23 protein-coding genes are annotated in these 24,094 nt (G+C 72.1%); 8 read left to right on the top strand and 15 right to left on the bottom strand.

Translation table 11 applies throughout. From position 1 onward, the window contains the following. Nucleotides 1–4: 4 nt before the first annotated feature. The 7 genes from ACX9MN_RS22620 to croR all read right to left on the bottom strand — a co-directional run bounded on the left by ACX9MN_RS22620 (nucleotide 5) and on the right by croR (nucleotide 6,968). Nucleotides 5–1,213, bottom strand: coding sequence for an ABC transporter permease (locus ACX9MN_RS22620; protein ID WP_091926493.1), 1,209 nt, complete (start codon nucleotides 1,211–1,213; stop codon nucleotides 5–7). Beyond that, nucleotides 1,210–2,187 carry an ABC transporter ATP-binding protein gene (locus ACX9MN_RS22615; RefSeq protein WP_489725518.1) on the bottom strand — a complete coding sequence of 326 codons (978 nt, stop codon included), beginning with the start codon at nucleotides 2,185–2,187 and terminating at the stop codon, nucleotides 1,210–1,212. Before ACX9MN_RS22615 ends, ACX9MN_RS22620 begins: the two co-directional genes overlap by 4 nt. Before the next feature lie 4 nt (nucleotides 2,188–2,191). Further along, the gene (locus tag ACX9MN_RS22610; RefSeq protein ID WP_100250552.1) at nucleotides 2,192–2,611 is read right to left on the bottom strand and encodes a DUF2141 domain-containing protein; all 420 of its coding nucleotides are present in this window, start codon (nucleotides 2,609–2,611) and stop codon (nucleotides 2,192–2,194) included. A 44-nt stretch (nucleotides 2,612–2,655) separates the two neighbouring features. Further along, on the bottom strand, nucleotides 2,656–4,245 hold the full coding sequence (crtI, locus tag ACX9MN_RS22605) for a phytoene desaturase family protein (protein WP_489725517.1): 1,590 nt from the start codon (nucleotides 4,243–4,245) through the stop codon (nucleotides 2,656–2,658). 232 nt (nucleotides 4,246–4,477) lie between these two features. Further along, nucleotides 4,478–5,479, bottom strand: a complete 1,002-nt coding sequence (locus ACX9MN_RS22600; protein ID WP_489725516.1) for a helix-turn-helix domain-containing protein — start codon at nucleotides 5,477–5,479, stop codon at nucleotides 4,478–4,480. Nucleotides 5,480–5,665: 186 nt separating this feature from the next. Further along, nucleotides 5,666–6,493 (bottom strand): TrmH family RNA methyltransferase, encoded by an 828-nt coding sequence (locus tag ACX9MN_RS22595; protein ID WP_489725515.1) that lies wholly within the window; start codon nucleotides 6,491–6,493, stop codon nucleotides 5,666–5,668. A 1-nt stretch (nucleotide 6,494) separates the two neighbouring features. Next, nucleotides 6,495–6,968, bottom strand: a complete 474-nt coding sequence (gene croR / locus ACX9MN_RS22590; protein ID WP_020090850.1) for a 3-hydroxybutyryl-CoA dehydratase — start codon at nucleotides 6,966–6,968, stop codon at nucleotides 6,495–6,497. Nucleotides 6,969–7,157: 189 nt separating this feature from the next. On the opposite strand from croR, the gene ACX9MN_RS22585 reads away from it, so the two are divergent. From ACX9MN_RS22585 to ACX9MN_RS22575, 3 genes are all read left to right on the top strand, one after another. After that, complete coding sequence (locus tag ACX9MN_RS22585; protein ID WP_091676268.1) at nucleotides 7,158–7,763, top strand: cation efflux transmembrane domain-containing protein; 606 nt, start codon at nucleotides 7,158–7,160, stop codon at nucleotides 7,761–7,763. A 44-nt stretch (nucleotides 7,764–7,807) separates the two neighbouring features. Next, nucleotides 7,808–8,659 carry a metallophosphoesterase gene (locus ACX9MN_RS22580; protein ID WP_489725514.1) on the top strand — a complete coding sequence of 284 codons (852 nt, stop codon included), beginning with the start codon at nucleotides 7,808–7,810 and terminating at the stop codon, nucleotides 8,657–8,659. Between the two features lie 141 nt (nucleotides 8,660–8,800). After that, on the top strand, nucleotides 8,801–9,694 hold the full coding sequence (locus ACX9MN_RS22575) for a transporter (protein WP_489725513.1): 894 nt from the start codon (nucleotides 8,801–8,803) through the stop codon (nucleotides 9,692–9,694). Nucleotides 9,695–9,876: 182 nt separating this feature from the next. Here the strand turns inward: ACX9MN_RS22575 and ACX9MN_RS22570 are convergent, their stop codons facing one another. Then, complete coding sequence (locus ACX9MN_RS22570; RefSeq protein ID WP_427507275.1) at nucleotides 9,877–11,322, bottom strand: homospermidine synthase; 1,446 nt, start codon at nucleotides 11,320–11,322, stop codon at nucleotides 9,877–9,879. A gap of 376 nt (nucleotides 11,323–11,698) precedes the next feature. On the opposite strand from ACX9MN_RS22570, the gene ACX9MN_RS22565 reads away from it, so the two are divergent. From ACX9MN_RS22565 to ACX9MN_RS22555, 3 genes are all read left to right on the top strand, one after another. Continuing rightward, on the top strand, nucleotides 11,699–11,875 hold the full coding sequence (locus ACX9MN_RS22565) for a hypothetical protein (RefSeq protein ID WP_020090845.1): 177 nt from the start codon (nucleotides 11,699–11,701) through the stop codon (nucleotides 11,873–11,875). Between the two features lie 102 nt (nucleotides 11,876–11,977). Continuing rightward, nucleotides 11,978–12,667, top strand: coding sequence for an invasion associated locus B family protein (locus ACX9MN_RS22560; protein WP_489725512.1), 690 nt, complete (start codon nucleotides 11,978–11,980; stop codon nucleotides 12,665–12,667). Nucleotides 12,668–12,804: 137 nt separating this feature from the next. After that, the gene (locus ACX9MN_RS22555; protein WP_489725511.1) at nucleotides 12,805–16,236 is read left to right on the top strand and encodes a hypothetical protein; all 3,432 of its coding nucleotides are present in this window, start codon (nucleotides 12,805–12,807) and stop codon (nucleotides 16,234–16,236) included. Between the two features lie 68 nt (nucleotides 16,237–16,304). Here ACX9MN_RS22555 and fliP read toward each other — a convergent pair whose 3' ends face one another. Genes fliP through ACX9MN_RS22540 form a run of 3 tightly spaced genes read right to left on the bottom strand, consistent with a single transcriptional unit; the run spans nucleotide 16,305 to nucleotide 18,656 of the window. Beyond that, on the bottom strand, nucleotides 16,305–17,063 hold the full coding sequence (gene fliP / locus ACX9MN_RS22550; protein ID WP_091979301.1) for a flagellar type III secretion system pore protein FliP: 759 nt from the start codon (nucleotides 17,061–17,063) through the stop codon (nucleotides 16,305–16,307). A gap of 29 nt (nucleotides 17,064–17,092) precedes the next feature. Then, entirely contained in the window at nucleotides 17,093–18,160 is a 1,068-nt protein-coding gene (locus ACX9MN_RS22545; protein ID WP_489725510.1) for a lysylphosphatidylglycerol synthase domain-containing protein, read from the bottom strand. A gap of 55 nt (nucleotides 18,161–18,215) precedes the next feature. Continuing rightward, complete coding sequence (locus tag ACX9MN_RS22540) at nucleotides 18,216–18,656, bottom strand: hypothetical protein (protein WP_331299004.1); 441 nt, start codon at nucleotides 18,654–18,656, stop codon at nucleotides 18,216–18,218. A gap of 191 nt (nucleotides 18,657–18,847) precedes the next feature. Between ACX9MN_RS22540 and ACX9MN_RS22535 the strand changes: the two genes are divergently transcribed. Together ACX9MN_RS22535 and ACX9MN_RS22530 are read left to right on the top strand one after the other, a co-directional pair. After that, a complete protein-coding gene (locus tag ACX9MN_RS22535; protein WP_020090838.1) occupies nucleotides 18,848–20,158 on the top strand; it encodes a KpsE/RkpR family capsule polysaccharide export protein in 1,311 nt (436 codons plus the stop codon). A 103-nt stretch (nucleotides 20,159–20,261) separates the two neighbouring features. After that, on the top strand, nucleotides 20,262–20,546 hold the full coding sequence (locus ACX9MN_RS22530) for a hypothetical protein (RefSeq protein ID WP_020090837.1): 285 nt from the start codon (nucleotides 20,262–20,264) through the stop codon (nucleotides 20,544–20,546). A gap of 112 nt (nucleotides 20,547–20,658) precedes the next feature. Here ACX9MN_RS22530 and flbD read toward each other — a convergent pair whose 3' ends face one another. The 4 genes from flbD to fliG are packed head-to-tail and all read right to left on the bottom strand — an operon-like array spanning nucleotide 20,659 to nucleotide 24,087. Further along, a complete protein-coding gene (gene flbD, locus ACX9MN_RS22525; protein ID WP_020090836.1) occupies nucleotides 20,659–22,020 on the bottom strand; it encodes a sigma-54-dependent transcriptional regulator FlbD in 1,362 nt (453 codons plus the stop codon). A 57-nt stretch (nucleotides 22,021–22,077) separates the two neighbouring features. After that, nucleotides 22,078–22,410 carry a flagellar motor switch protein FliN gene (gene fliN / locus ACX9MN_RS22520; protein ID WP_012321962.1) on the bottom strand — a complete coding sequence of 111 codons (333 nt, stop codon included), beginning with the start codon at nucleotides 22,408–22,410 and terminating at the stop codon, nucleotides 22,078–22,080. A gap of 10 nt (nucleotides 22,411–22,420) precedes the next feature. Continuing rightward, nucleotides 22,421–23,032 carry a FliH/SctL family protein gene (locus ACX9MN_RS22515; protein WP_482958905.1) on the bottom strand — a complete coding sequence of 204 codons (612 nt, stop codon included), beginning with the start codon at nucleotides 23,030–23,032 and terminating at the stop codon, nucleotides 22,421–22,423. Continuing rightward, nucleotides 23,029–24,087, bottom strand: a complete 1,059-nt coding sequence (gene fliG, locus ACX9MN_RS22510; RefSeq protein ID WP_020090834.1) for a flagellar motor switch protein FliG — start codon at nucleotides 24,085–24,087, stop codon at nucleotides 23,029–23,031. The genes ACX9MN_RS22515 and fliG overlap by 4 nt, the downstream gene beginning before the upstream one ends. Nucleotides 24,088–24,094: the final 7 nt, after the last annotated feature.

Below are 24,094 nucleotides of genomic sequence, written 5' to 3'. Positions count from 1 at the left end.
GGACCTAGGCCGTCCGCCGCGCCGCCAGCGCGAGGGCGAACGCGAGACCGGCCAGGGTCAGCGCCGCCAGGACGCCCAGGGCCGGGGCCGCGGCGGAGAAGCCCTCGCCCAGGGCGCTCTGGTAGGCCTCGATCGCCCAGGCGTTCGGGGTGAGCCATCCGGCCTGCTGCAGCCAGGGCGGCATCAGGAACCGCGGGACCATCGAGCCTCCGACCGCCGAGAGCAGCAGCACCCCGAAGGTCGAGGCGAGATGCGCCTGCTGGCGCGAGGCCGCGAGCGCGCAGGCCGCGAGCGCCAGACCGGCCGCCATCGCGGAGACCAGCAGGCAGGCGGCCAGGAAGGCCGGCCAGTGCGGACCGATCTCGACGCCGTAGAGAAGCGCGGCGGCCAGGAAGATCAGTCCGGCCTGGACGAGCCCCTGCAGCGTCAGGAAGGCGAACTTTCCGAGCACCACGACGGGCAATCCACCCGGCCCGGCCATCAGCCGCTCGGTGAGGCCCGTCTCGCGCTCCTCGACCAGGGACATGGCGCCCTGCATGGCGGCGAAGAGCAGGAACACCGCGGTGATCGCGCCGGCGTAGTAGCTCACCCGGGCATTGGCGGTCCCGGACGCGGTGCTGCGGCGCTCCACCAGGGAGGCGAAGCTGAACGGTTCCTTCTTGGCACGCTGCTCGGCGAAGGCCTCGTCGAGGAACCGGCGCTCGTCTGGACCGATCTTGCCCGTGCGCTCGACGTCGGCGACGACCCGCGACAGGACCACGTCGGGCAGCGCCTCGTTCAGGACCCGCTGGAGCTGGCCGAGGGCGATCGGTGTCGCCAGCGCCTTGGCGGGGTTCTCGACCAGCACCACCGGCTGGTCCGCGGAACCGGGCGCGGCCTCAGCAGGGGCGGCGATCAGGTCTCCGCGCAGGACCAGCGCCACATCGACCTCGCCGGCCCGCACCGCCTGCGCCACGGCGTCGATGTCGGTCGCGGGCAGCCGCGTCACCCGGAGCGAGGGATCGGCCGCGAGCGCGTCGGCGAGGCGCTGTGTCGCCGCGGTGTGGACGAGGTCGGCCAAGCCGAGATGGATGCGGATCCGGTCGCCGATCGCACCGGAGAAGATCGCCGCGAAGATCGAGAAGATCACGGTCGGCAGCACGAAAGCCATCACCAGCGCGGCCCGGTCGCGCAGGAGGGTCAGGAGCATCACCCGGAAGGCGGCAGCGATCATCCGGCGGCCCCGACCCGGAGCGGGGTGGCTTCGGGATCCGTCAGTTCCCGCGGGCGGAGGGCGTCGAGATAGAGCGTCTCCAGCCGCGGCGCCCGCACCCGGATCTCGGCCACCGGCACGTTCTGGGCGCGTAGGGCGCCGAGCAGTGCCGCGCCGTCGAGGCCGGCCCGTTCGACCGACCGCCAGACGAGGCCGCCAGCCTCGGCGGGCACGAAGCCGGCCCGGCGCAGCGCGCCCTCGGCCTGTCCCGTCACCGGGCCGGTGAGGCTCAGCTCCCGCTCGGGCGCGCCCGTGCGCAACTGCGCGAGCAGGTCGGCGAGATGGCCGGCACGCACGACCCGGCCCTGGGCCAGGAACGCGACCCGGGAGGCGAGGCGTTCCGCCTCGGCGAAATCGTGGGTGGCAATCAGGATCGCGGTGCCGGCGGCCTTCAGGCGGTCGAGCACCACGTGGATCGCGGCCCGCGCGGCGAGGTCGACGCCGCTGGTCGGCTCGTCGAGGAGCACCAGCCGGGGCCGGTTCATCAGGCTCGCGGCGATGTTCACCCGGCGCCGGTACCCGCCCGACAGGACGCCGACCGGGCGCCGAGCCACGTCGCCGATGTCGGCCATGGCCAGGGCGGCCTCCACGGCCGCCTTCCGGTCGCGGCGGGAAACCCCCGCCAGCTGCCCGAACACGCCGAGATTTTCCGACACCGTCAGCCGCGGGTAGAGGGCGATCTCCTGCGGCACCCATCCGATGGCGCGTCGGGCCTGTCCCGCGCGGTACGGGTCCGCTCCGGCCACGCGCACCGATCCCGCACTCGGGGCGAGGCGCCCCGCCACGAGGCGCATCAGCGAGGACTTGCCGGCCCCGTTCGGTCCGAGCAGCGCCAGGGTGTCGCCAGTGCCGAGGTCGAGATCGACCTGATCCAGCACCCGTCGGCCGCGGAGGTCGAGGCCGACGCCCGCGAGCCGGACGAGGGGGGCGTCCATCGGTTCACCGACCCGGCAGGGCACGGCCGAGGCGCACCCGTACGGCGGCGCCGGGCTCCCGGAGGGCGAAGGCCGCCTCGGCGAAGTCGGGTCGCGCCCGCCGCCCGACGGCCCCCGAGAAGCCGTAGGGCTCGAGTGGCAGGCCGAGGCCGGTGCGGTCGAGGCGCCCGTTGCCGTTGGCGTCCTGGTAGGCCGCCACCGCGTAGGTTCCCGGCGGGACATCCCGGAAGGTGAACCGCGCCCGGTCAGCGGTGGCCGGCGCGTCGTCCCCCCGGAGACACGACGTCTCCGAGAGACCGCCCTGACAGAGCGCGACGCGCACCTGGCCGCCCCCGGGCTCGATGCCGTCGACCTCGACCTGCACCGCGGCGGCCCAGGCGGGCAGGGTCGCGGCGCAGAACCAGGCCGCCACGGCAACCGTCACGCGTCCTCTCGGCCTCCGGAGAAGGCTCCGGTCGGTCGCCGCGCTCACGAGGCCTCGCTGGAGGTGGCCAGCGGGGCGGTGTCGGGGATGCCGGCCGCGGCGGCGGCGCGGGCACCGGCAAGCTCCTCGATCAGCAGCCGGGCCGAGATGCGGGCTCCCTCGTAGATCACCGGCAGGCCGGAGCCCGGATGGGTGCCGCCACCGACGATGTAGAGCCCCGGTCCGAAACGATTGTGCGGCCGGAAATACAGCATCTGCATCAGGTCGTGGGCGAGGTTGAAGGTGGCGCCTTCGTGGACGGCGAAATCCTCTTCCCACTGGGTCGGGTCGATGATCCGCTCGTAGCGGATGCGGGACTCGAGATCGTCGATTCCGAGGAGCTTCAGCCGTTCCAGGACCAGGGCGCGGTAGATCTCCCGCATCGCCGCCCAGTCGATCCCCGCCTTCAGGTTGGGCACCGGCACAAGCACGTAGAGGGCCGTGTGTCCGGGCGGCGCCATGCCGCCATCCGTGTAGCCCGCGTGCTGCACGTACAGGGACGGCTGCATCGGCAGCGTGCCCTCCGTGATCTCGCGGATGTTCTTCTCGTAGCCGTCGGCCAAGAGGATCGTGTGATGCCCGAGGCTGTCGGGCATTTTCCCCTCGAGGCCGAGATACAGCATGAAGGTCGAGCAGGAGAGCCGAGCCTTCCGGATCTTGGCGTCGCGCCAGCGCGGCCGGTGCCGCTCCGGGACGAGGGCGCGCACGACCTTCGCGAAGTCACCGTTGATCAGCACCGCGTCGGCGTTGAAGGTCTCGCCGTCCGCCACCAAGCCGGTGGCGCGCTTGCCGTCGAACAGCACCTCCTCGACGTTGCTGTTGAGCCGGAGGTCCACGCCCATGCGGCCGGCCAAGCCCGCCATCGCCTCGGAGACGGCGCCGCAGCCGCCTACCGGGTGATAGACCCCGTGCTCGTATTCGAGGAACGACAGGATGGTGAACAGGCTCGGGCACCGGAACGGCGACATGCCGAGATACTTGGTCTGGAACGAGAAGGCGAGGCGCACCCGCGGGTCGGCGAAGTGGCGCTTGAGGTCTCGGTCCACGCTCCGGCCCGGATGCAGGTAGGGCAGGGCGGCCAGCATGGCCGGGCTCGCCATGCTGCGCAGGGTGTGGAAGGCCTGTTCGAGGACCGGCTTGAAGTAGTTCAGCTTGGTCCGGTTCTCGGAGAAGAAGGCCTTGACGTTCTTGGCGTCGTCCGGCGCCAGGCGGGCGATCTCGCGCTCCAGGCGCTCGACGTCGCCGGTCGCGCGGATCGTTCCCGAGATCCCCTCCGCGCCCTCGAATACGAGGTGGTACTGCGGGTCGAGCCGCTCGAGCTTGACGTGGTCTTCCAGCCGCTCGCCGCAGCTCGCGAAAATATCCGCAAGAATCTGTGGATAGAGGAAGAACGTCGGGCCGATATCGAACCGGTAACCGCCGGGAGCCTCGACGGTCTTCGTCCGACCCCCGACCTGCGGGTCCTTCTCGAAGATGGTGACGTGGATCCCGGCCCGCGCGAGCAGCAGGGCGGCGGCCAGTCCGCCCGGTCCGGCCCCGACCACGGCCACCCGGCGTCCGGTCAGCGCCCGCAACCCATCCCCAGACTGAAGCAACGTCCCCGACTCCTCACAGAATCCCGATACCCCGTGCAGCCAAGCTAGCTTCGCATCATCGCGCGGCAATTGCAGCCGTTTGTCGCGCGCACAACGGTGTATACGATCATACCGTGGATACACATCCGCAAGGTTTCTCGAGGCGAGCCGCGTCGCGGACCGCCCGTTGCCTCGCCGGCGGCCTCGCCAGCGCCGGATCGCGCGTCGGGCCGTCCTCGGTGGAGCGGGCGCGTCAGCGCTGGCCCAGACGCTCGTACCAGGCGTGGGCCTGGGCGGGCGTCTGCTCGAACGTCCGGGTGCCGTGAGGCCTCCGCGTCTGGCGCCATTCCCGCGGCGTCACCCCGAATCGAGCGCGGAAGGCGCGGCTCAGGTGTGCGGGATCCTTGAAGCCGTGCTCGCTCGCCAGGCGCGCGAGCGACCGCGTCTCGAGCGGATCCTCCAGGGCGATCCGGATCGCCTCCAACCGCTTCTCCCAGACGCGGTGCATGACGCCGCCGACGTTCTGGAAGGCGCGGTACAGCACGGTCCGCGAGACGCCCACCCCGTCGGCGAGGCGGTCCGGCGATAGGTCGGGCGAGGCCAGGTGGAGATCCATCAGGCGCTCGACGAGGGCGACGAAGCCGGCATCCAATTCCGGGCCCTGCAGCACGTCCGAGGCCGCGGACGGATCGAACAGGCGGCGGACGAAACCGGTCAACTCACCCGCGATCGCCGGCTCGTCGTCGGCGGTGGCCGTCGGCAGCCGGCGGTACAGGGCGTGCAGCCGGGCGACGAGCAGACGGTTCCGCTCCCTGTCGAGGAAGATCGGGATCCGCTCGACCGCGCAGTCAGCCAGCAGGCGTCGCGGGATGGTCAGCCCGATCGCGCTGGAGCTCACCCCGCGGGCATCGAGTTCCCGGCCCATATTGGCGGCCATGATCCGGTTGCGCTGCTGCACCACCGGGCTGCCCGCGACGTCCCCGGACAGGCCACCCGACACGTAGAGCATGAACGTGAAGTGATCCGGCGTCGCCGCGGCGTGGCGGCGATCGCGGACCATGTGCTGGGCCGAGAAGACCATCCGGCTGGCGAGGATATCCCCCAGGACCGTGCAGGACAGGTTCCCGCGCGGCACCGGAGCCCCTTTGATCTGCTCGATCCGAACGATGGGTGCCATCAGATCGCGCCAGGCCGCGAAGGCCTGCGCGGGGTCGAGGTGATCGGTGTTGAAGTGAAGCGTCGGGAGACTCGACATGCGATCCGGCGCGGCGTCGTGACGGTCTTGAGATCTCAGCTTGCGCACACCCGCGCCTGGCGTCGAGATGTCCATGTGTTGCAGGCGGACGATTGTGCGCCGGCCCTATTCTGCGGCGTCCGCGCGGAGAATACTGAGTTCAGGAAACGGCCGGCCCGGGCGAAGGGAGCTGTCGTTGCGGCGCGTTCACAGCCTGCCGAGGCGCCCCTGGCCGCGCGCGATGGTGTAGAGGGCGACGCCCGCCGCGGTGGCGACGTTGAGCGAGTCGAAGCCGGCGGCCATCGGGATCCGGATCGGACGCGCCCGGGCCAGCGTCGCCGCATCGAGGCCGGGTCCCTCGGTGCCGAGGATCAGGAGCGCGCGCGCCGGGACGTCGAGCGTGTCCAGAGTCTCGGTCGCCCCCGGGCTGAAGGCCAGCGGCTGGAGATCGAGGGTTTCGGCGAGCCGCAGCCAGTCCTGCCCTTCCGGCAGCCGCGCGAAGGGCTGGATCAGGGCGGCCCCTGCGGAGACGCGGATGCTCTTGCGGTAGAGCGGGTCGCAGCTCGCCCCGTCGAGGAGCACGGCGTCGGCCCCGAAGGCCGCCGCGTTGCGGAAGGCGGCGCCGACATTGTCGTGATTGGTCAGGCCCGCGAGGCCGACCACGAGGGCGGGGGCGGGCGGCGGCGGTACGAGGTCGGCCGCGCCGGGCTCCGGCCCGCGCAGGCCGACCGCGAGGACCCCGCGGTGGATCGGGAAGCCCGTCACGGCGCTCATCACCGCCTTCGAGGCGCCGAACACGGGCGGCGGCTCCGCGGCGGCGGCGACGTCGGCGGCGAGTCCGGGCCAGCGCTCAGGCGCGAGGAGGATCGATTCGGCGCGGAAGCGGCTGCGGCGCCCGAGGAGCAGCCGCAGGGTCACCTCGCCCTCGACGATGAAGCGCCCGGCGCGGCCCACGAGGTCGCGCTCGCGCATCCGGGTGTAGGGCTCGAGGCGGGGATCGTCCGGGTCGGCGAGGAGCTCCGGGACCGGAGTCACCTCAGCCCTGGGACCGGTCGGAGCGGTTCGCCAGCGGGTCGGCCTCAGCCTTGGTCGGCACCTTCACCAGGGCCTCGCCGTCGAGGACTGTCTCACCGCCCACCGAGCACTTGCAGGCGAGGCGCGCGCGCCGCCGCTCAGGCATGAGTTCGGCCACCGTCACGGTGACGTCGACGACGTCGCCGATCCGCACCGGGGCGCGGAAGTTCAGGGTCTGGGAGATGTAGACGGCGCCGGGCCCCGGCAGGCGGGTGCCGAGCACCGCCGAGATCAGCCCGGCCGTGTAGAGGCCGTGGGCGATGCGTGTGCCGAACGGCGTGCGCGCGGCGAAGTGCTCGGACAGGTGGATCGGGTTGCGGTCGCCGGTGATCTCGGCGAAGCCCACCACGTCCGAGGAGGCGATGGTCTTCGAGAGGGTCTCCGACAGGCCGACCTCGAGATCCTCGAAATAGAGCACGCGCAGTTCGGGCAGCATGACGCGGCAGACCTCCGGTTCCGGCCGGTCATTCGTCTTGTGCAGCCGGCTCCGGCAACGGCGTCGCACGATCCCGGCGGCGAATCCACCCGGACAAAGGCGTAACGGCCTCGAACTTTCTTGAGCCGGGGACAGGCTTTTCTCAACAGCGGCTCGACAGCGCCGCGCGCGTCGGCGAAGAGGCGTCCCGTGATCGCCGATGATGCGCCCCGGCCCGCGCCGCCCGCCCTCCGCCCGGTCGTCGCCCGCGTGGCGGCGCTCAACCTCGGCTATTTCGGCATCGAGATCGCGGTGGCACTCGCCATCGGCTCGGTGGCGCTGATCGCCGACAGCCTCGATTTCCTCGAGGACGCGGCGATCAACCTGCTGATCTTCGCGGGTCTCGGCTGGAGCGCGCGCAACCGCGCCCGCCTCGGGACCGCCATGGCGGGGATCCTGCTCCTGCCGGCGCTGGCGGGGGCTTGGGCGGCCTACGGCAAGATCGCCGACTTCACCGCCCCCGCGGCACTGCCCCTGACCCTCGCGGGGCTCGGGGCGCTCGCCGTGAACCTCACCTGCGCGCTCATGCTCGCCCGGCACCGCTCCGGCTCGGGCAGCCTGACCCGGGCGGCCTACCTCTCGGCGCGCAACGACGCCGTCGCCAACCTGGCGATCATCGCCGCCGGCCTGGTGACGGCCCTCCACCCGTCTCCCTGGCCCGACCTCGTCGTGGCGGCCGGGATCGCGATCCTCAACGCCGACTCGGCCGCCGACATCCTCAAGGCAGCCGCGGCCGAGCGCAGAGCCGCGCGGTAGCGGCCATCGGGCGGCCCCCAAGCGGCGACACGGCAGCGACCATCATGCGCATCTTCCCCATCTCGGACCTGCACCTGGAGCGGCGTCCCCTCGACCGGATCGCGCCGCCCGCGGAGCCGTTCGACCTGCTCGCCTGCCCGGGCGACCTCCACGAGGGACATCCCGAGCGGGGGCTCGCGGCGCTGCTGCACCTCGCGCAGGGACGGCCGATCGTGCTGGTGCCGGGCAACCACGAGCGCTACGCGCCGACCGGGGACCGGCGGACCGCGCCGGAGCTGATCGCCGCCCTCGAGGCCGAGGTCGGTCGCCTCAACGGGCTCGGCGCGCGGATCCATCTGCTCCAGCACGCGCGGAGCTGCGTCATCGACGGTGTCCGCTTCGTCGGCACCACCCTGTGGAGCGACTGGACCCTCGCGGGGCGCTGGCTCGCACCGGACGCGCCGAACCGGCCCGACGATCCGGTGGCCTACGCGGCGTCGCGCATGACCGACCCGGTGACGGGCTCGCGGGAGTATCTCGGATCGATCCGCAAGGCCGACGGCAGCCCCTGGCAGCCGGCGGACGCGATGGCGGAACACCGGATCGAGCGGGCGGCCCTGCACGCGGCGCTCCGGACCCCGCACGACGGACCGACCGTGGTGGTGACCCATCACCCGGCGAGCCCGCTCGCGGCCGACCGCTTCCGGGACGCGCCCGGCGTCCCCTGGTGGGTGCCGGCCTTCTACGCCAGCACGGCCCTCGACGACCTCGCGGAGGCCGAGCGGCCGGAGCTGTGGATCTCCGGGCATTTCCACGCCGGCCACGACCTGCGGATCGGCCGTTGCCGCTGGATCTCGAACCCGGTGGAGGGCACGACCTACCGCGGCGACTTCGTCGTCGAAGTCGAGGAGCGGTGATTTAGTCCCCTCGCCAAGAGAACGGTCTGTCGACGCCGTGCGATCGCGCACGGCTTGGCCGTAACGGCGGGATGCTGTCGGAGTGAACGCCCGTCAAACCCTGATCGGCCCCGAATGACGGGGCTCAGGTTCGGGGTTTTCATGGCCGGATTTAGCCTGACGTCACGTTGGGTCGCGGCGGCGGCTCTTGCCGTCTCGGCCCCGATCGCCGCTGCGTCGACGGCCACGACCGCGCGGGCGGCGTCCGCGGCGCAGCCGGGACAGACAGTCGGCCTGCCGGTGGGCGACCAGCTGCCGGTCGGCCTGTATTTCGTGAACCTGTCGAGCTTCGGCGTGCGCGGCACGCTCCCGCGCGACTCGTCGACCAACGTCAACCTGCCGACCTTCGCGTGGGCGACGCCCTGGGATGTTGCCGGTGCGCGCCTGCAGTTCTTCTTCACCCAGCCGGTCGCGGCGGCGAGCAGCCAGGGCGCGCCCTATCAGAGCGGCGTCGGGCAGCAGCTGCTGGCGGCCCAGCTCGCCTGGGACCTCGGCGGCGACGTCGGCTTCAGCTACCTGTTCGGCGGCTACCTGCCGATCCAGACGCGGTTCCTGACGCAGTCGGCCTCGCTGACCCACCGCTTCGCGCTGAGCTACACCGGCCAGGGCTGGAACCTCACGGCGAATCTGCTCTACGGCGTCTTCCTCGACACGCGCTCGCCCAGCGGCACCCTCTACCCGGACTACATGAACCTCGACCTGACCATGACGAAGAAATTCGGCTCCTGGCAGATCGGCGCGGTGGCCTTCGGGTCGACGGACCTTCCTACCGGCGTGGCGTGCTACCGTCCGCAGGGCCAGATCGCGGTGGGCGGTCTCGTCGGCTACAATTTCGGGCCCGTGAACCTGCAGGCCTACCTCACGCACGACGTGGTCGAGCGCAATTACGGCGGCCGCGAGGTCCGCGGCTGGCTGCGCGCGATCGTGCCGCTGTATCAGGACAAGAACGAGGTCGAGCCGGGCCGCACTCTCGTGACGCGGCGGCAGGCCGAGTAGCCGAGCCGGCTGAAACTGTCCGGGCCGGTGTCATCCCTGGCATAGGCCGCGGGGCCGGGCGGGGGGCCGTACGAACGGGGCCTCCGAGATCGTCGCATCTCGGAGGCCTCTTCGTGCGTCCAGGACGGCGCCGCCGATCCGGCGCGGATTCGCGCCCCGACTGACGGGGCGCGGCGGAAGCCTCAGCCGTGCACCAGCACGTTGCGGAACTGCCAGGGATCGCTGGTGTCGATGTCCTCCGGGAACAGGCCCGGGCGGTCGGTGAGCGGCGTCCAGTCCGTGTACACGCCCACGACTGGGCCGAGATACGGGGTCTGGACCTCCAGGCAGCGGCGGAAGTCCATCTCGTCGGCCTCGACGATGCCGGCCTCCGGATTCTCCAGGGCCCAGACCATGCCGGCGAGCACCGCCGAGGTCACCTGCAGGCCGGTGGCGTTCTGGTACGGGGCAACCCGGCGGGTCTCCTCGATGGAGAGCTGCGAGCCGTACCAGTAGGCGTTCTTCGCGTGGCCGTAGACGAGCACGCCGAGCTCGTCGATGCCGTCGACGATCTCGGTCTCGTCGAGGATGTGGTGCTGCTCCTGCACCTGCGCCGCCTTGCCGAACATCTCGTGGAGCGACAGCACGGCGTCGTCGGCCGGGTGGTAGGCGTAGTGGCAGGTCGGCCGGAAGACCGGCTTATCGCCCTCGCGCACCGTGTAGTAGTCGGAGATGGAGATCGCCTCGTTGTGGGTGACGAGGAAGCCGAACTGCGACCCGGCGGTCGGCACCCAGGTGCGCACCCGCGTGTCGGCGCCCGGCTGCAGCAGGTAGATCGCGCAGCGCGACCCCTTCTCCTGCTCGCGGGCGTTGGCGGGCTTCCAGGTCTCGTGCGTCCCCCAGCCCAGCTCGGCCGGCTGGTTGCCCTCGGAGACGAAGCCCTCGACCGACCACGTGTTCACGAAGACGCCCCGCGGCTTCGGATTCTTGGCGCGCTGCGTGTCCCGCTCGGCGATGTGGACGCCCTTCACGCCCAGATCCTTCATCAGGGCGGCCCACTCGGCCTTGGTCTTCGGCTCGGGCCGCTGCAGGCCGGTATCCTGGGCGATGTTCAGGAGCGCCTGCTTGACGAACCACGAGACCATGCCGGGATTGGCGCCGCAGCACGACACGGCCGTGGTGCCACCGGGCTTCTGCGCGCGGGCGTCAAGGATGTTCTCGCGGAGCGCGTAGTTGGTGCGGTCGCCCTGGCTCTTGGTCTTGTCGAAGTAGAAGCCCGGCCAGGGCTCGGCCACGGTGTCGATGTAGAGGGCGCCGAGTTCGCGGCAGAGCTCCATGATGGCGCGCGAGGAGGTGTCGACCGACAGGTTGACGCAGAAGCCCTGGCCGCCGCCCTCGGTGAGGAGCGGGGTGAGCACGTCGCGGTAGTTCTCCGGCGTCAGGGCCACCTTCTCGAAGCGCAGTCCGTGCTTCTCGGCGAGCGGCCGGTGCGTGTCGACCGGGTCGATCACGGTGAAGCGGGCGCGGTCGTACTCGAAATGGCGCTCGATGAGCGGCAGGGTGCCCCGGCCGATCGAGCCGAAGCCGATCATCACGATGGGGCCGGTGATGCGGCCATGGATCGGGTGATGGGTCGGCTGGTCGGTCATGCGGGATATCCTCGTCTGGCGGACGCCGGGCGCGTCCGCTCATCTGCTCGCGGGCGGGTTATGGCGCGCGTGTGACAGTGCGGCGACAGGCCCGCGCCGCCGGAGCGGTGCCGGTGCGGTCCAGGGCCCGAGTCGCCGGAAACGCGCTCAATGGCGGCTTGCCCGTCGCCGGTCAACCGCGCCCGCGGAACCCTTCGTTAACGTCCCTTACCCGAAAGTCGCGCGGAGTATGAACTCAGCGCATGCGTCCCCCATCATCTGTCCAGTGGCAAGCTCGGGACGCGGGCCTCATATTGCGATGCAGCAAGGTCGCGCAGAGGGCCGCAGAAACTCGGGGAGCTTGGAAACGCCCGGGACCTCGCACCTGGAGTCCGTCATGCTCGCGCTCATCACCGCCCGGATCCCCGGCCCTGCCGTCGAGACCGCCGATCGCGATCCCGGCTTCCTGACCCTCGTCTTCGCGGTCGCCCGCACGCTGCGCGTCGGCGCGGAGAGTGCCTTCGCCCGCCGCTGCGCGCTCGCGCGCTCGATCGGTGGCCCGAATCCTCTCTGAGACGCGCGCAACCCACCGGCGCCGCCTCCGGCGATTGCGTCGCCCCGGCTTGGGCATTAGGCGGCACTGCCGCCCAATGGCTCTCCGGGGGATCGTGATTCCATGTCGACATTTCGTGCGCTTCTGCGTCTCAGCCTGATCGCGACGTCGCTTGCGGCGGTCCCGAACCTGGCGGCGCGCGCGCAGGATGCCGAACCCGACGCCGCTCCGGCCGCCGAGGCGCCCGCGAAGCCGAAGCCCAAGCCGCGGCCGAAGCCGGCTCCCCACAAGGCGGCCAAGCCCGCCGAGGCGGCGAAGCCCGAGGAGGCCGCCACGCCGGCGGCCGCTGCGGCGCGCGCCGTGTGGCCCGCCGGCGCCAGCACCGTCAGCGAGAGCTACGGCGACTGGACGATGACCTGCACGCGCCCGAGCGACAAGGTCACCTGCATCGTGGCCCAGTCCCAGGGCGATTCGCGGACCGGCCGGCGCAAGTTCGGCTTCGAACTGCAGACGCCCGCGAACGGCCGGGCCGAGGGGATCGTGCTGATGCCCTTCGGGCTCGCCATCGAGCCGGGCGTGACCTTCAAGCTCGACGAGCAGACCCTCGGCAAGGGCGCCCCCTACACGACCTGCAGCGCCGAGGGCTGCATCGTGGCGATCAGCTTCCCGACGCTCGCCCTCGACGGCATGCGCACCGCCAAGGCCCTCACCGTGACCGGCGAGAAGGCGGGCGGGACCGAGCCGGCCACCGTCACGGTGCCCCTGACGGGCTTCTCGCAGGCCTTCGATCGCGCCGTCGCCCTCGGCGGCTGAGCCGCGCGGCGGCCCGCGGCCTTTTCCGGTTACGGTTAAGCCAGCGTTAGCCGCGGTCGAGCAGGATCCCGCCGAGAAGTGGCGCCGCGCGCCGCGGTCCCTCGGGTGCCGCGCGCCGGGTTCGGATCGGCGAGGCGATGGGATCGGTGGGCGGGCGACCCCGGAACGGTCGAGGACGCGGCGCGCGGGTGCTGACCGCGGCGCTGGCGCTGCTCGCCCTTCTGGCAGGGATCGCGCCCGCGCTGGCCGCGCGGCTCGTCAGCACCAAGGGCAGCGAGGTCGGCACCGGGGCCGGCGGCTACGGCCGGATCGTGCTCACCTTCGACAAGCCGGTCGCGGTCAAGGCGAAGCTCGCCGGCGGCGTCCTGCTCCTGAGCTACGGCGAGCGGGTGGCGCCCGGGCCCGAGCACCTCGGGGACGAGATGCCGGCCTTCATCGCCAGCGTCCGCCGCGACCCTGACGGCATGGGGCTCCGCCTCGCCCTGCAGCGCCCTTACCGGGCCAATGTCCAGTCGGCCGGCGAGCGCGTGTTCGTGGACCTGCTTCCGGAGGGTTGGTCCGGTCTCATGCCGCCCCTGCCGGCCGAGGTGATTGCCGACCTCGCCCGCCGGGCCCGGGCGGCCGAGGAAGCGCTCAGGGCGCGCACGCCGGAGCCGGTGCGCCGGGCGCTGTCGCTCGAGCTCGCGCTGCTTCCGACCCTGACGCGGCTGTCGCTGCGCCTCCCCGCGGAGGCCGTCTCCACGGTGACCGCCGAGGGACCCGTGACGCGCGTGCGGGTGATCGGCGCCTGGACGATCGATCCGAGCGGCACCCGCGGCCGTCCGCGCCCCGGAATCGCCAAGCTGGCGACAGAGACCGACGCGAACTCGGCGAGTCTCCTGATCACGCCCGAGGACGGGTTCAGGATCAGCACCGAGCGCGAGGACGGCGCCATGTACGTGGACGTGGTCCGCCCCAAGCCTATGGAGCCGGCCGCGACCGCCGTCGACGTGCCGGGTCCCGCCGCCGCGAAGCAGGCGCCGCCGCTGCCGGTCGCGTCGCGCCCGGCCCAGGCCAGTGCGCCAGTCACTGTGCCAGTCACGGCGCCCGTCGCTGCGCCAGTCACTGCGCCGGCGGTCGCGCCGCGCGCCCCCGAGCCGCCGCCGACGCGCCGGGCCGGCGGAGGCTTGCTCTTCCCGTTTCAGACCCTCCCGCCGGCGGTCCTGTTCGAGCGCGGCGGGATCGCGACGCTGGCCTTCGAGACCAGCGAGCCGGTGGTCGTCCCGCCGTCGAGCCAGGGCCTCGCGCCGATGGGCGCACCCGCCCGGACGGGGCCGCTCACGGTCGTGCGGTTCCCGGTTCCACCGGGTCGGCTCGTCGATCTCAACGCCGTCACCACCGGGACCGGCGTGGCCTGGGAACTCTCGGCGGGCAGTGCACTCAGTCCGAGCGACACGATCGATCCCGTCCGCAAGCCCGATCCGTCCGGCCGCATCGCCGTCACCCTGACGCTGCCGCATCCCGGATCGGCGACGTGGCTCGCCCTCGACGATGAGCGGATCGCGGTGGTCACGTCGGCCGCGCAGCGCCCCGTCGGCAATCCGAAGAACCGTCGCTTCGTCGATTTCGAGATCCTGCCGAGCCGGCACGGCCTCGCGGTCCTCGCCGGCGCCGACGATCTGGCGGTGCGGCCCGAACTCGACGGCGTCTCGATCGGCCGCGAGGGCGGGCTCGCCGCGTCTATGGCGGCGCGCAAGCCGGACGTGGCGCTCGTCGACGCGGGGGCCCTCGCGATCGCGAAGGAGCCCTGGGAACGCGCCAGGATGGGGAATGTCCGCGCGACCCTGCGCGGCCTCTTCGACGCGGCCGTCGCGGCGACGCCGACCGAGCGCGGGCCGGCCCGCCTGGCGCTGGCCCGCGCGGATCTCGCCAACGGCCTCGATTACGAAGGCCTCACCGCGCTGGAGATCGCGGCCGCCGACGATCCGCTGCTGGCGATCCAGCGCGACACCGCCGTCCTGCGGGGCATCGCCCTGGTGCGGATCGGCCGGAGCGCGGAGGCGCTGAAGGCCCTCAGCGTCCCGCTCCTGAGCGACGATCGCGAGGCCGCCCTGTGGCGCGCGATGGCCTCGGCCGGGGCCGGCGACTGGAAGACGGCGGAAACGGGCTTCCTCAAGGTGCTGCCGCTGGCCGACGGCTATCCCGCGGACGTCGCGCAGATGATCCGGGCCCGGGCCGCCGAATCGGCGATCGAGAACGGCGATGCCGAGACCGCTGCCGCGCGCGCCGAGGCGGAGCGCGACCTGCCGCCCTGGATCCGCGACCGGCTGGCGATGGTCCGCGCCCGCGTGGCCGAGGCGACCGGCCAGACCGAGGCGGCCCTGGACGCCTACGCGCGCCTCGACAACTCGGCCGTCCGCCCGGTCGCGGTCGAGGCCGCGCTCAGGGGCGCGCTCCTGGCGCAGGCCTCCGGCAAGCTCGCGCCCGACGCCGCCATCGAGCGGCTGGAGCGGCTCGCCCTGACCTGGCACGGCGGCCCGGTCGAGGACGGCATCACCGCCGGTCTCGCCCGCCTCTATCTCGCCGCCGGCCGGTGGCGCGACGCTTTCACAGTGGTGCGCCGGGCCAACGTCTTCGCGCCGAACGCCCCCGCGACCGCGGCCCTGGCGCGGGACGCGCAGATGGCCTTCGAGAACCTCTACCTCACCGACAAGGGCGACAAGCTCTCCGGGATCGAGGCCGTGTCGCTCTTCTTCGATTTCCGTGAGCTGAGCCCGATCGGGCGGCGCGGCGACGAGGTGGTGCGCCGTCTGGCCGACCGCCTCGTGACCCTCGACCTCCTCGATTCGGCTGCCGACCTGCTGCAGTACCAGATCGACAACCGCCTCACCGGCCCGGCGCGATCCGCGGTGGCGGCGCGCCTCGCGACGGTCCGGCTGATGGACGACAAGCCGATGGAGGCCCTGAAGGTCCTCGACGCCACCGAGCTGCCCGAGCTTCCGGGCGAACTCAAGCGCGCCCGCGGGCTGGTCCGCGCCAGGGCCCTGTCGGACCTGACCCGCACCGACCTCGCGCTGGAAACGATCGAGGACGAGAGCGGTCCGGATATCGAGCGTCTGCGCGCCGACATTTACTGGGGCGCGCGCCGCTGGCGCGAGGCCGGGGAGGCCCACGAGGCCCTGCTGGGCGATACGTGGCAGTCCGGCCAGCCGCTGGACGATCAGGCACGCGCCGACATCGTGCGCGCCGCGATCGCCTACGATCTCGCGCACGAGGCCGTGGGCCTGGAGCGGCTGAAGGCGAAATTCTCTGAGGGGATGGCGGCGAGCCCGGACGCCCGCACCTTCGCGCTCCTGACCGGCACCGACCCGACCCGGGCACCGGGCTTCCGGGACATCGCGGCGCGCGCCACGAAGGTCCAGACGCTGTCGGCCTTCCTCGCCGAGTATCGCAAGCGCTATCCGGATGCCGCCGCGCCCGCGCGCGGTCGACCCGAGGCGCCGGGTGCGGGCGGCGAGGCGCCCGCGGCCGGTGCCCAGGGCGGACAGCAGCAGAGCAGCGCCGGGACACCCGGTGCGCCGCCCGGGTGAGCGCGGCGGTCGTCGTCGATCGTCCGTTCGAGCCGCCCTCGGCCGCGGAGGGCCGAGCGGCGCCGCCGTCAGCCGCCGTAGCTCTGGACCAGGGAGCCGGCCACCAGGGTCCAGCCGTCGACCAGCACGAAGAAGATCAGCTTGAACGGCAGCGCGACCGTGGCCGGCGGGACCATCATCATGCCGACGGCCATCAGCACCGAGGCGACCACGAGGTCGATGATCAGGAACGGGATGAACAGCAGGAAGCCGATCTCGAAGGCGCGGCGCAGCTCCGAGATCATGAAGGCCGGCGTGACGATCTCCAGGCCGACATCCTCGGGACCCTTCGGCGTGGGCACCTTGGCGAGGTCGAGGAACAGCTTCAGGTCCTTCTCGCGGACGTTGCGCAGCATGAAGGTCTTGAACGGCGCCGAGGCGCGCTCGAATGCCTGCGCCTGCGTGATCCGGCCGGCGATCAGCGGCTCGATACCGGCGCTGTAGGCGGCGCGGCCGGTCGGGGCCATCACGAAGGCGGTCAGGAACAGCGCGAGGCTGACGAGCACCGCTGTCGGCGGCGCCGTCTGGGTGCCCAGCGCCGACCGCAGGATCGACAGCACGACGACGATGCGGGTGAAGGCCGTGGCCATCACCAGCACCGAGGGGGCTACCGCCAGGACGGTGATCAGCGCCACGAGCTGGAGGGCGCGCTCGGTGGTGCCGCCGGCACCGAGATCGAGGGTGACGCTCTGCGCGAGGGCCGGACCGGCGGCGAGCACTCCGCCGGCCAGCGCGACCAGTGCGGCGAGCGCGACCGGCGGCAGGCGCAGCTTCGGGACCTGGCGCATCGGGCGTGTCGGCACGGGAAGGTCTCGGGTCACGGACGGTCGCAGGTGGGTGTGGCCGGGCGAACGCCGGCGCGGCGGGCCTCGAGATTCTGCCAGACGAGGAGGGCCGGCAGGCCAAGCACCACGTCGGGCACGCGGCGCGCGAGCGACAGGGCGAGGGCGGTCCCCGCGTCGATGCCGAACAGGCCGCAGACCAGCACCAGTCCGCCCTCCTGGACGCCGAGCCCGCTCGGGACCACGAAGGCGGCGGCCTTGATCGCCTGGCTCAGCGCCTCGATCACCAGAATGTCGGCCCAGCCGACATGGTCCACGCCGATGCAGGCGAGGACGACCGCGACCTCGACCGTGCCGAGCAGCCAGGCCAGGGCGTGGAGCGCGAACGACTGAGCGAGGTGGCCCCGGCGGCTCGGAGCCCAGACCGTGTCCAGGGCGCCCTGGATCCGGCGGTTCGGCTCGGGGCGCGCCTCGGCGTCGCGCACGAAGCGCCGGCCGAGGGCGGCGAGGCGATCCTCGAGCACCCGCACGATGCCGGTCCGCTGGAAGGCGAAGAAGGCCGCCACCGCCAGCCCGGCCACGACGAGCGTCCGCAGCGTCCAGCTGGCGAGGGCGGCCGCCTCGGCGCCCTCGACCCGGCTCAGGAGGCCGGCGCCGAGGCCCGCGAACAGGGCGAGCGTTCCCACCTGAAACAGCATGTCGGCCAGCACGGAGGCGGCCGCCAGGGAGCCGGCGACGCCCCAGAACGTGAGAAGGCGGGCGCCCAGCACGTCGCCGCCCACCGAGGCCACGGGCAGCAGCACGTTGATGCCTTCCCGGACGAAGCGCAGGATCATGCAGGCCGAAGCCGTCGCGGGCGCCAGCCCGTCGAGAATGCGCGCCCAGGCGAGGCCGCAGAGCAGGATCACCACGATCCGCACCAGCGTCACGCCGGCGAAGCCCGCCACGCCGATCCGTCCGAAGGCCGCGGCCACCGCGGCGAGATCGTTGGTCGCCACGAGCCAGACGGCGAGGCCGAGGCCGATCAGGGTGCCGAACAGCGGCAGGCGACGCAGCACGGCGTGGGCCGCCCGCCGCTTCCGGGAAACAGGGTCGCCGGTCACGGTGTGCGGGCCTCGCGTCGAGAGGCGGGCAAGAGCGCGCTCCAAGTTGTGCCGGTCAGCGGACCGGCGGCGATTCGTCGGGTGGTATCGCCGCTAGAGCGGTATTGGGGCCGAATTCGGGGACCCTGCGACGTGGCAGGACGGGATTGAGCACCGCGGCGAGCGCCTCGGCGGGCCCGGCGGCGGGATCGAGCAGGACGACCCGGCCCTCGGCCAGGCTCGCGCCGGTCGCGACCGCCACGGCGCGCTTCGGACAGGGGCCGAGGCAGCCCGATTCCACGATGCACAACTTCCGCCGGCGTCCGCCGCCGTCGCGGGCGGCCCGCTTCCCGGCCTTCTTCAGCAGCGCGCGGAGGTCCCGCCCGCGCAGGCCCTGCCGCTTCGCGCATTTCGAGCAGACGACGACGATCTCGGAGAGTTTGGTCTTGGCCGTGCGGCCGGTCGGGCAGCCATCAGGGGAGCCATCCGGGGCCGCGGCACGCGGTTCTGTCATCATTCAGAGACTGTAGGACGCGATACCGGCCCCGGGCTACGGCGCCCGTCGCCGCGGTGCAGCAGCCGGGCGGCGGGCGGGCTGGGCGCCATAAAAAGGGCCTAAAAGAACGGGATTCCGGTAACCGCGCACGGGCCGCCCCTCGGCCGGCGCCGCGGCAGCGGAACCGGCGCAGACCCAGGAACAAAGAGCGGATGAGCTTCGACGACGTCAAGGACGACACGCGCGAAGGCGAGATCGTGACGTTCGCCGCTCCGACCATGACGGAGCTGCGGCGCAGCGCGGAGACGATCCGGCCGGTGCCGGAGAAGCGGACCGCCCGGGCCCTCGTGGCGACCGTGCGGCAGCGCCTCGACTGGAGCCGTCTGCCGGGCCTGCGTCCCCGCGAGGAGGACACCTCAACCTACGGCGCGCGGATCATCCGCCGCGTCGGCCTGTTCGTGCTCCTGCCGACCCTGGTGGTCGGCCTGTACCTGTTCGCGTTCGCGTCCAATCAGTACGTTGCGGAAGCCCAGTTCGCGGTCCGCGGCAACGTCGAGCCGATGGAGAACATCTCGCTCGGCCAGTACACGAACCTCATCCAGAAGCACAACAGCCAGGACAGCTTCATCGTCCGCGACTACATCAACAGCCAGACGCTGGTCGAGGCGCTGGAGAAGAGTATCGGCATCTCCAAGATGTTCTCGCGGTCCGAGGCGGATTTCTGGGCCCGCTTCGACCCCAGTGATCCGATCGAGGACCTGACCAAATACTGGCGCAAGCACGTCGAGGCGCATATCGACTCGATCTCGGGCGTGATCCGCCTGTCCGTGCGCGCCTTCACGCCGGAGGACGCCCTGACCATCGCCCAGGCGGTGGTGTCGCGCTCCGAGGCGCTGATCAACGACATCTCCAAGCGCGCCCAGGCCGACATGGTCGCCCAGGCCGAGGCCGACGCGAAGGTCGCCCAGGACCGGCTGCGCAAGGCGCACGTGGCGCTGCAGGCATTCCGCAATCAGTGGGGTGTGATCGATCCGATCAAGACCGCCGAGGGCACGCTGACCACGCTGACCCTGCTGCGGAAGGACAAGCTCAAGGCCGAGAACGACCTGCAGGTCCTGCGCGGCTCCAGCCTCGACGAGCGCTCGCGCTCGATCCAGACGCTGGTGGCCAACATCGCGGCCATCGACCAGCAGATGAAGTCGCTCCAGGACGAGCTGACGAGCGCCAACGCCGCCGCCGGCGGCCAGAACATGACCGAGGCGCTGCTCCAGTACGAGGGCCTGCTGGTCGAGCGGACCATCGCCGAGAAGCTGGAGGAATCGGCCCACAGCCTGCTCGACCGGGCGCGCATCTCGGCGAGCAAGCAGCACATCTTCCTGGCCACGTTCGTCCCGCCGGTCCTGCCGACCGACAGCCTCTATCCCGAGCGGGGCCACTCCCTCCTGGTGTCGTTCTTCTGCTTCCTGGTGATCTGGAGCTCGTCCGCGCTGCTGATCGCCGGCATCCGCGACCAGAGGATGTAGCGGCATCCGCGGCTCCCGGGATCTGGATCCCGGGCCGCGCGATCTGTAGAGGGAGGCGGCCCGGCCAACCGGGCGCACCTGGATGAGCGAAGTCTAACGGTCCATGTCGGATTTCTCCGATCTCGTCGCGAAGGCGATCCAGCCGTCGATGACCCGTGAGGAGCGCGAGGCGGTCTACACGGTCGTGCGGCAGGCCGTGCTCCGGCTGCAGGAGCGGGAGGCGTTCCCGCCGGACGACCCGCGGGTCGCCCTCCAGCGCCACCTCGTCGAGGAGACGATCCGCGACGTCGAGGGCGACGTCGCCCGCTACGAATCCCTGCGCAAGCTCGACGCGGCTTTCGCGGCCCAGGCCGAAGCCCACAAGGCGGCCCAGAGCGGGCGGCGCTAGGGCGTCACCGCCGGTCCGCCCCCGTCACGGCACGGGTACGCCCGGCCCTTCACATCCGTGACGTTCGCCGTCGTCCGGCGCGTCCGCGCCGGGGCCGCTCCGTGGATGCGCGTCAGCCGCAGGCGACGCTCGCCCGGACGCTGCCGGGCTCGGCCACGTCCAGGCCCGCCGACACGTACTCGTTGAGCTTGTTGCGCAGGGTCCGGATCGAGATGCCGAGGATCTTGGCCGCGTGGGTCCGGTTACCGAGGCAGTGGTCCAGCGTGTCGAGGATCAGGTCGCACTCGACCTGCGCCACGGTCCGGCCCACCAGCCCGCGGGTGGCGGCCTCGGCGACCTGGGCGGCGCGCGCGGCCGGCCCCTCGACCGCGAAGGTCTCGCCCTCGGGCGACAGGATCGCCTCCGGGCCGATCGCGTCGCCCGAGGCGAGCAGCACCGCCCGGTGCAGGGTGTTCTCCAACTCGCGCACGTTGCCGCGCCACGGGTTCCGCAGCACGAGCGCCCGGGCCTCCGCGGAGAGCGGGCGGACCGGCATCCCGTTCACCGCGGCGTATTTCCGGGCGAAGTGGGTGGCGAGTTCGAGGATGTCGGCCGGGCGCTCGCGCAGCGGCGGGAGCCGCAGGCCGACGACGTTGAGCCGGTAGAGCAGGTCCTCCCGGAACGTGCCCTTGCGGACCTCCTCGGCGAGGTTGCGGTTCGAGGTGGCGAGCACGCGGATGTCGACCCGCACCGGGGCGGTCCCGCCGACCCGGTCAATGACCCGCTCCTGCAGGGCGCGCAGCAGCTTCGCCTGCAGGCGCACGTCCATCTCGGAGATCTCGTCGAGGAGCAGCGTGCCGCCATTGGCCTCCTCGAACCGGCCGATGCGCCGGGCGACCGCGCCGGTGAACGCGCCCTTCTCGTGGCCGAACAGCTCGGATTCGAGCAGGGCCTCGGGGATCGCCGCGCAGTTCACCGAGACGAAGGGCTTGCCCGCCCGGTTGGACTTCTGGTGGACGTGCCGGGCCAGCACCTCCTTGCCGGTGCCGCTCTCCCCGGTGATCAGCACCGAGGCCTCGGAGCGGGCGACCTGCTCGGCGAGCTTGACCACCCGCTCCATGGACGGGTCGCGCCAGACGAAGGCGGCGCGGTCGGTGGCAACCGCCTCCAGCACCGCCGCGATCATCTCGGGATCGGGCGGGAGCGGGATGTACTCCTTGGCGCCCGCCCGGATCGCCGCCACGGCGGCCGAGGCGTCCGCCGAGACGCCGCAGGCGACCACCGGCGTGCGGATCCGCTCTCCCTCCAGCGCGGTGACGAGGTCGCGGATCGGCAGACCCACGTCGATCATGATGAGATCGGCGCCCCGCGCGCGCAGGACGGTGAGGCCCTGCGGCACGGCGTCGGCCTGCGTGACGGCGGCGCCGCGCTGCATCGCGATCTTCGAGGCGGTGATCAGCTCGCCGTTGAGCCGCCCGATCATCAGGAGCCGCATAGTTCGTCCCTCTCAAAACCCGCGCGCGGACAGCACACCGGCGTCCGCGGCTGAAAATCACTCACCCTTGACGATCTCGGTCATCGTCACGCCGAGCCGGTCCTCGACGAGGACGACCTCGCCGCGGGCGACCAGCCGGTTGTTGACGAACACGTCGATCGCCTCGCCGACCTTCCGGTCGAGTTCGAGCACCGCCCCGGGCGCCAGCCGCAGCAGGTCGCCGATCGGCATCCGGGCCGAGCCCAGGACCGCCGAGACCATGACGGGCACGTCGAAGAGCTGCTCCAGGTCGGCGGCGGTCTTCGGGGTGGTGGGCGCGTCGCGGATCGAGCCCGCGGCGTAGTCGGTGTCGTGCTCGCCGAGCTGGGGCAGGCTGAAATCGTCGGACATCAGGATCTCCTCACAGGCTCGTCGGCAGGCCGAGGGCGTCCAGCACCGCCGCCTCGATGCGGGCGCGCTCGCGGACGATGCCGCCGTCCGCCCACTCGATGCGGGCGTCGCCCGCCGCCATGTCGGGGTCGCCCAGCACCACGAGCCGGCCCTCGTAGCCGCGCTCGCGCGCGAGGCGCTTCACCAGGGTCTCGGCCTCCTCGACTAGGCCGTCGTGCACCCGCACCACTAAGTGCGGCACGCCGCGCAGGTGCTGGAGCGCCGTCCGGGCCGCCTCGCCGATGCCGGCGAGCGGGGCGGCGTCGAGGGCGTCGCCCGCGACCTTGCGGGCGATCAGCATCGCCACCTCGACCGCCTGCGCCTCGCGCTCGGCGTCGCGCGCGTCGGCCTGGGCGATCAGGCCCGCGGCGGCGAGCGCCAGGCGGGTCATGGCGTCGGCGAGCCGGCCCTGGACCTGCGCCTCGGCCTGGACCCGGCCCTCCTGCATGCCGCGGGCATGGGCCTCGGCCTCGGAGCGGGCCGCGGTCTCGGCGGCGCGCAGGGCCTCGGCGCTGGGGCGGCCGCTGCGGAAGTCGGTCTCGAACAGGAACGGCTTCGCGCTCCGGGCGGATTGGGCGCTCAATAGACCAGCTCCTCCTCGGCGCTATTCTTGGCGATCATGATCTCGCCCTTCTCGGCGAGGTCCTTGGCGATCTCGGTCATCTTGGCCTGCGCCTCATCCACCTCCTTGAGGCGGACCGGCCCGAGCGAGGCCATCTCGTCCGTGAGGTTCTTGGCCGCGCGGGTCGACATCTGCCTCAGGAAGAAGCCGCGGGTCGGCTCGTTGGCGCCCTTGAGCGCGCGGCACAGGGTCTCGTTGTCGATGCTGCGCAGCAAGGTCTGGACGCTGCCCGGATCGAGTTTCAGCAGGTCCTCGAAGGTGAACATCAGCTCGCGGATCCGCTTGGCCGAGCCGCGGTTCGCCTGGTCGAGCGCGGCGAGGAAGCGGCCCTCCGTCTGCCGGTCGAAGGCGTTGAATACGTCGGCCATCATCTCGTGGGCGTCGCGGCGCTGGGTCTGGGCGATGGTCGACACGAACTCGACCCGCAGCGTCTCCTCGATGTGGCGCAGCGCCTCCTTCTGCACCGTCTCCATGCGCAGCATCCGGTTGAGGACGTCGATGGCGAAGTCCTCCGGCAGGATGGTGAGCACCTTCGCGGCGTAGTCGGCGCGCACCCGCGACAGCACCACCGCCACCGTCTGTGGGTACTCGTTGCGCAGGAACGAAGCGAGGATCTCCGGGTCGACCTGGGCGATCGAGGCCCAGACGCGCTTGCCCGACGCGCCCTTGATCTCCGCCATGATCAGCGAGACCTGATCGCTGGGGAAGATCTTGAGGAGCAGCGCCTCGGTCCGCTCGAAGTTCGACGAGATGCCGCCACTGTTGCCGAGCTTGGTCACGAACTCGATGATCAGCTTCTCGACGGTCTGCGCCTCCAGCGTGCCGAGCTGGACCATGGCGGCGCTGACCTTCTTGATCTCCTCCTCCTCGAGCATCTGCCAGATCGGGGCGCCTTCCTCCTCCCCGAGCATCAGAAGGAGCGCGGCGGCGCGCTGCGGCCCGGGCATCGACGCGAACGAATCGCCGCCCGCCGTCGCCAGCGTGTTCGCCAGACCCAGTGCCGCACCTGCCGCCATCGTGTTG

This window comes from Methylobacterium sp. 1A, from assembly GCF_058072805.1.
This window is presented reverse-complemented; position numbering and strand designations above follow the sequence as displayed.

Excerpts from the sequence above, each read along its gene's own strand:
- ACX9MN_RS22620 (WP_091926493.1), bottom strand. The coding sequence starts at position 1,213 with ATGATCGCTGCCGCCTTCCGGGTGATGCTCCTGACCCTCCTGCGCGAC.
- ACX9MN_RS22615 (WP_489725518.1), bottom strand. The coding sequence starts at position 2,187 with ATGGACGCCCCCCTCGTCCGGCTCGCGGGCGTCGGCCTCGACCTCCGC.
- ACX9MN_RS22600 (WP_489725516.1), bottom strand. The coding sequence starts at position 5,479 with ATGTCGAGTCTCCCGACGCTTCACTTCAACACCGATCACCTCGACCCC.
- croR (WP_020090850.1), bottom strand. The coding sequence starts at position 6,968 with ATGCTGCCCGAACTGCGCGTGCTCTATTTCGAGGATCTCGAGGTCGGC.
- ACX9MN_RS22580 (WP_489725514.1), top strand. The coding sequence starts at position 7,808 with ATGCGCATCTTCCCCATCTCGGACCTGCACCTGGAGCGGCGTCCCCTC.
- ACX9MN_RS22575 (WP_489725513.1), top strand. The coding sequence starts at position 8,801 with ATGGCCGGATTTAGCCTGACGTCACGTTGGGTCGCGGCGGCGGCTCTT.
- ACX9MN_RS22570 (WP_427507275.1), bottom strand. The coding sequence starts at position 11,322 with ATGACCGACCAGCCGACCCATCACCCGATCCATGGCCGCATCACCGGC.
- ACX9MN_RS22565 (WP_020090845.1), top strand. The coding sequence starts at position 11,699 with ATGCTCGCGCTCATCACCGCCCGGATCCCCGGCCCTGCCGTCGAGACC.
- ACX9MN_RS22560 (WP_489725512.1), top strand. The coding sequence starts at position 11,978 with ATGTCGACATTTCGTGCGCTTCTGCGTCTCAGCCTGATCGCGACGTCG.
- ACX9MN_RS22555 (WP_489725511.1), top strand. The coding sequence starts at position 12,805 with ATGGGATCGGTGGGCGGGCGACCCCGGAACGGTCGAGGACGCGGCGCG.
- fliP (WP_091979301.1), bottom strand. The coding sequence starts at position 17,063 with ATGCGCCAGGTCCCGAAGCTGCGCCTGCCGCCGGTCGCGCTCGCCGCA.
- ACX9MN_RS22540 (WP_331299004.1), bottom strand. The coding sequence starts at position 18,656 with ATGATGACAGAACCGCGTGCCGCGGCCCCGGATGGCTCCCCTGATGGC.
- ACX9MN_RS22535 (WP_020090838.1), top strand. The coding sequence starts at position 18,848 with ATGAGCTTCGACGACGTCAAGGACGACACGCGCGAAGGCGAGATCGTG.
- ACX9MN_RS22530 (WP_020090837.1), top strand. The coding sequence starts at position 20,262 with ATGTCGGATTTCTCCGATCTCGTCGCGAAGGCGATCCAGCCGTCGATG.
- flbD (WP_020090836.1), bottom strand. The coding sequence starts at position 22,020 with ATGCGGCTCCTGATGATCGGGCGGCTCAACGGCGAGCTGATCACCGCC.
- fliN (WP_012321962.1), bottom strand. The coding sequence starts at position 22,410 with ATGTCCGACGATTTCAGCCTGCCCCAGCTCGGCGAGCACGACACCGAC.
- fliG (WP_020090834.1), bottom strand. The coding sequence starts at position 24,087 with ATGGCGGCAGGTGCGGCACTGGGTCTGGCGAACACGCTGGCGACGGCG.